Annotated in this window: 5 protein-coding genes; 3 read left to right on the plus strand and 2 right to left on the minus strand. The window is 71.4% G+C overall.

Annotation, left to right across the window (positions count from 1 at the left end; translation table 11 throughout):
- Positions 1-41 precede the first annotated feature (41 nt).
- From EAO72_RS15645 to EAO72_RS15655, 3 genes are all read left to right on the plus strand, one after another.
- Entirely contained in the window at positions 42-1,361 is a 1,320-nt protein-coding gene (locus EAO72_RS15645; protein ID WP_410090346.1) for a lipase family protein, read from the plus strand.
- 121 nt (positions 1,362-1,482) lie between these two features.
- Positions 1,483-2,124: a CatB-related O-acetyltransferase gene (locus EAO72_RS15650; RefSeq protein WP_148017947.1), complete on the plus strand. Its 642-nt coding sequence runs from the start codon at positions 1,483-1,485 to the stop codon at positions 2,122-2,124.
- 229 nt (positions 2,125-2,353) lie between these two features.
- Positions 2,354-3,532 carry a macrolide family glycosyltransferase gene (locus EAO72_RS15655; protein WP_261991489.1) on the plus strand — a complete coding sequence of 393 codons (1,179 nt, stop codon included), beginning with the start codon at positions 2,354-2,356 and terminating at the stop codon, positions 3,530-3,532.
- 100 nt (positions 3,533-3,632) lie between these two features.
- Here the strand turns inward: EAO72_RS15655 and EAO72_RS15660 are convergent, their stop codons facing one another.
- Entirely contained in the window at positions 3,633-4,595 is a 963-nt protein-coding gene (locus EAO72_RS15660; RefSeq protein WP_148017948.1) for an electron transfer flavoprotein subunit alpha/FixB family protein, read from the minus strand.
- Between the two features lie 58 nt (positions 4,596-4,653).
- On the minus strand, positions 4,654-5,361 hold a 708-nt coding region (locus EAO72_RS15665), incomplete at its 5' end, for an electron transfer flavoprotein subunit beta/FixA family protein (RefSeq protein WP_148017949.1).

Here is a 5,361-nt window from a genome sequence, read left to right on the forward strand (position 1 = left end):
CCCCCATGGATTCCCCCGCCCGCGGGCCACGCCCCGGACGCATGCGCGCGGTGGCCGTCGCCGTGACCGCCGCGGCCTGCGTGGCCGGGTACGCCGCACCCGCCTCCGCCACCGACGGGTCGCAGCCCGTCGTCTCCCGCGGGGTCACCATCCCCGCGTTCTACAACCCGCCGGCGGAACTGCCCTCCGCCAACGGCGCGGTGATCCGCCACGAGCCGCTGCCCCTCGGGCTGAGCCTGCCGGGCCTGGACGGCCGCCCGATGCCGGKCACCGCGACCCGGCTGATGTATCGCTCCACGGACTCGGGCGGACAGGCCGTCGCGGTGMCCGGCGCCTATATCGAACCGTCCGCCGGCTGGAAGGGATCGGGCCCGCGTCCGCTGGTGGCGCTGGCCTCGGGAACCGTCGGCCAGGGCGACCAGTGCGCGCCCTCCCTGAGCCTCCAGCACCCGCTGGCCCTGACCCCCGAGACCGTGTCGGTCGGCTACGAGACCCTGGCGATCTACCGACTGCTCTCCGCGGGCGTCGCCGTCGTGGTCACCGACTACGTCGGCCTCGGCGCGACGGACCGGCTCCACACCTACGTCAACCGGCTCGACCAGGGCCATGCCCTGCTGGACGCGGTCCGTGCCGCGCGTCAGCTGCCCGGCACCTCGATCACGTCCGACTCGCGCACCGGTCTGTACGGCTACAGCCAGGGCGGCGGAGCCAGCGCGTCGGCGGCCGAACTCCAGTCGGCCTACGCACCCGACGTCAAGCTCGCCGGCACCTACGCCGGTGCGCCGCCCGCCGACCTGACCGCGACCATGAAGGGCATCGACGGCAGCGCCCTCGCCGGAGCCCTGGCCTGGTCGATCAACGGCTTCGCCCAGTCCGACGCCGATCTGCGGGACGTCGTCGAGGCCAACGTCAACGACGCCGGCCGGGCCGCGCTGAAGGACGCCTCCACCATGTGCGTGGGTGACGCCATCTTGGGCTACGGCTTCACCAAGAGCAGCAAATGGACCACCAGCGGCAAGTCCCTCGGTGACGTCATCGCCGCCGAGCCCAAGGCGCAGGCCGCCCTCGACAAGCAGCGCATCGGCACGCTGAAGCCCACCGGCCCGGTGCGCCTGGCCACCGGTGTGCAGGACGACATCGTGCCCCACGCCCAGGCGCGCCGACTCGCCGTGGACTGGTGCCGCAAGGGCGCCGACGTCACCTACGACGCCGTCGTCCTGCCGAACCTCGGCGACAAGCTCCTCACCAACCACCTGGTCCCGCTGATCACCGACCAGGGCGATGCGATCTCCTGGATGACGGACCGGCTCTCGGGCAAGGGCACCTCGTCCAACTGCTGGACCATGCCCCTCCAGCCCTGACCTCCGACGCCCCGACGAGCCTCCGCCGAGGAGCGCGGATGCGGTAAACCGCTGTCGCTGCGGGGCGGTGGGCACGATCATGGACCGGTCCTGCCCGCCGCCCCGTGAGGAACCGCACAACATGCCCGTACCGGCCGACCCGACCGTTCTCCACCCGATGCCCGGCCAGCCGAGGGTCGTGCAGCTCAGACCTCTGGTGAAGTCCCCGCTGATCGAGGTGGGGGAGTACTCCTACTACGACGACCCGGACGACGCCACGCTGTTCGAGACGCGGAACGTGCTCTACCACTACGGTCCGGAGAAGCTGGTCATCGGCCGGTTCTGTGCCCTGGGCACGGGGGTGCGGTTCATCATGAACGGTGCCAACCACCGTATGGACGGCCCCTCGACCTTCCCGTTCCCGACGATGGGCGGTTCGTGGGCCGACCACTTCGACCTGCTCGCCGGACTGCCGAACCGCGGGGACACCGTCGTCGGCCACGACGTCTGGTTCGGCCACAGCGCGACCGTCATGCCCGGCGTACGGATCGGGAACGGCGCGATCATCGGAGCCGGTTCCGTCGTCACCAAGGACGTGCCCGACTACGGCATCGTCGGCGGCAACCCGGCCCGCCTCGTCCGCACCCGCTTCGACGACCGGGACATCGCCCGGCTGCTCGCCCTGGCCTGGTGGGACTGGCCGGCACAGCACATCACCACGCATGTGCGCACGATCATGTCGGGCACCGTCGACGCGCTCGAAGCCGCCGCCCCGTCCGCCTGACGGCCGCGGTGCCCGGCCCGGCCGAAAAGCATGTGCGACGGGCCCGGCCACCGACTATCGTCCTTGGCATGTTCTTCCGACAGCTCTACGGCTGACACGGGACGGGGCAGCGCCCCGTCTCCGTCCGGTACGCCCTGTGCGCGCCCACGACCCGGCCTCCGGGCCGCAGTGGCCGACGCACGGGCGCGCCGTGTCCTTTTCGCCGCAGACCTGAATCGAGTGATCTTCCATGTCACGTCCTCGCCGTGCCCACATCGCCATGGTCGGCATCCCCGCCGTCAGCCACGTCCTGCCGAGTATCGAGGTCATCCGTGAACTGGTGGCCCGCGGCCACCGGGTGACGTATGCCAACGACCCGGCGGTGGCCGACCGGATCGAGGCCACCGGGGCCGACTTCGTCCCGTACGGCTCCACCCTGCCGGTCGCCGACAACAACTGGCCCGACGACGCCATCGGCGCGATGGGCCTCTTCCTGGACGACGCCGTCCAGGTGCTTCCGCAGCTGAGGGCCGTCTACGACGACGACCCCGCGGACCTGTACCTGTACGACATCGGGGCGTACGCGGGGCGTGCGCTGGCCGAGTCGCAGAAGCGCCCGTTCATGCAGCTGTCCCCGGCCATGGTCGCCTGGGAGGGATACGAACAGGACGTGGCGGCCCACCTGTGGGCGCTGCCCGGAGCCGACGCGTACCGGGCGAAGTTCACCGGCTGGCTCGCCGGCTGCGGCGCGTCCACCACCGACATGGACGCCTTCGCCGGGCGTCCCGACCACACCCTCGCCCTCATCCCCCGGGCGATGCAGCCGCACGGCGAGGACGTGGACACGGACACCGTGACGTTCGTCGGCCCCTGCTTCGGCGGGCGCGGCGCCGAGCAGAGCTGGACCCGCCCCGCCGACGCGGAGCGCGTACTGCTGGTCTCGCTGGGCTCGGCATACACCGACCGGCCCGAGTTCTACCGTCAGTGCCTGGCCGCGTTCGGCGACCTGCCCGGCTGGCACGTCGTGCTCCAGATCGGCCGGCACACCGACCGGGCGAAGCTGGGTGCCATCCCGGACAACGTCGAAGTGCACTCCTGGGTACCGCAGTTCGCGATCCTGGAGCAGGCGGACGCGTTCGTGACCCACGCCGGCATGGGCGGCAGCGCCGAAGGCCTGTACACCGGGGTGCCGATGATCGCCGTCCCGCRGGGTGCCGACCAGTTCATGAACGCCGACCGGCTCGTGGAACTGGGCGTGGCCCGCCGCATCGACACCGCGGATGCCACCGCCGAGACGCTGCGGACCGCGCTGACCGAACTCGTCGACGACCCCGAGGTCGCCGGCCGCTCGGCACGGCTGCGGGCCGAGGCACGGGCCGAGGGCGGCACCCCGCGGGCCGCCGACCTCATCGAGGAACTGTTGGGCTGACCGGCACGCACCACGGCGCACAACGGCCCGGGGCCGCACGGTGGAAACCCACCGTGCGGCCCCGGGCCGTTGGCTGCGCCGTGTGCTGTGTCCGGCGGGGTCAGCCCTTGCGGGCGGTGATCTCGTCGGTGAGCTGCGGGACGACGTTGAAGAGGTCGCCGACGACGCCGTAGTCGACGAGGTCGAAGATCGGGGCCTCGGCGTCCTTGTTGACCGCGACGATGGTCTTGGAGGTCTGCATGCCGGCCCGGTGCTGGATCGCGCCGGAGATGCCCGAGGCGATGTACAGCTGGGGGGAGACGGACTTGCCGGTCTGGCCGACCTGGTTGGTGTGGGGGTACCAGCCCGCGTCGACCGCGGCGCGCGAGGCGCCGACCGCGGCGCCCAGCGAGTCGGCGAGGGCCTCGATGATGTGGAAGTTCTCCGCACCGTTGACGCCGCGGCCGCCGGAGACGACGATCGCGGCCTCGGTCAGCTCGGGGCGGCCCGTCGACTCGCGCGGGGTACGGGAGACGACCTTGGTGCCGGTGGCCAGGGCGGAGAACTCCACTGCCAGCTTCTGGACCTCGCCCGCACCCGCCGCCGGCTCCACCGGCGCCGAGTTCGGCTTGACCGTGATCACGGGAACACCGCGCGAGACACGGGATTTCGTGGTGAACGACGCCGCGAACGCCGACTGTGTGGCCACCGGACCCTGCTCACCGGCCTCCAGGTCGACCGCGTCGGTGATGATGCCGGAGCCGATCCGGACCGCGAGACGGGCCGCGATCTCCTTGGCCTCCGCGGAGGAGGGCAGCAGCACCGCCACCGGAGACACCGCCGCGCACGCCGCCTGCAGCGCGTCCACCTTCGGCGCCACGAGATAGTCGCCGTACTCAGGTGCCTCGGACACCAGCACCTTCACCGCACCGTGCTCACCCAGCACACCGGCCGTGCCGGCCGCACCGGCACCCAGCGCCACCGCGACCGGCTCACCGATGCGGCGGGCGAGCGTCAGCAGCTCCAGCGTGGGCTTGCGGACGGCACCGTCCACGTGGTCGACAAAGACGAGAACTTCAGCCATGGGACTTCAATCTCCTGCGATTGAACGAAGAAACAACGAAGGAATGCGCGCGCGGGGCTCAGATGAACTTCTGGCCGGCCAGGAACTCGGCCAGAGCCTTGCCGCCCTCGCCCTCGTCCTTGACGATCGTGCCCGCGGTACGGGCCGGACGCGCGGCCGCGGAATCCACCGCGGTCCAGGCACCGGCCAGACCGACCTCGTCCGCGTCGATCCCCAGGTCGTCCAGGTCCAGCGACTCGACCGGCTTCTTCTTCGCCGCCATGATCCCCTTGAACGACGGGTAACGGGCCTCGCCCGACTGGTCGGTCACCGACACGACCGCCGGCAGCGACGCCTCCAGCTGCTCGGACGCCGTGTCACCGTCCCGGCGGCCCCGCACGACACCGCCCTCGACCGACACCTCGGACAGCAGCGTCACCTGCGGCACACCCAGCCGCTCGGCCACCAGCGCCGGAACCACACCCATCGTGCCGTCCGTCGACGCCATGCCCGAGATCACCAGGTCGTAACCCGTCTTCTCCAGCGCCTTCGCCAGCACCAACGACGTCCCCATCGCGTCCGTGCCGTGCAGATCGTCGTCCTCGACGTGAACAGCCTTGTCCGCACCCATCGACAACGCCTTGCGCAACGCGTCCTTGGCATCCTCCGGACCCACCGTCAGCACGGTGACCTCCGCATCGTCCGCCGCGTCCGCGATCTGCAACGCCTGCTCGACCGCGTACTCATCCAGCTCCGACAGCAGACCGTCGACATCCTCACGATCCAG

Source organism: Streptomyces sp. OR43, from assembly GCF_008042275.1.
Classification (GTDB): domain Bacteria; phylum Actinomycetota; class Actinomycetes; order Streptomycetales; family Streptomycetaceae; genus Streptomyces.

Bases quoted from the DNA above. Each gene is read 5' to 3' on its own strand.
- EAO72_RS15660 (WP_148017948.1), bottom strand. From the start codon at position 4,595: ATGGCTGAAGTTCTCGTCTTTGTCGACCACGTGGACGGTGCCGTCCGC.
- EAO72_RS15650 (WP_148017947.1), top strand. From the start codon at position 1,483: ATGCCCGTACCGGCCGACCCGACCGTTCTCCACCCGATGCCCGGCCAG.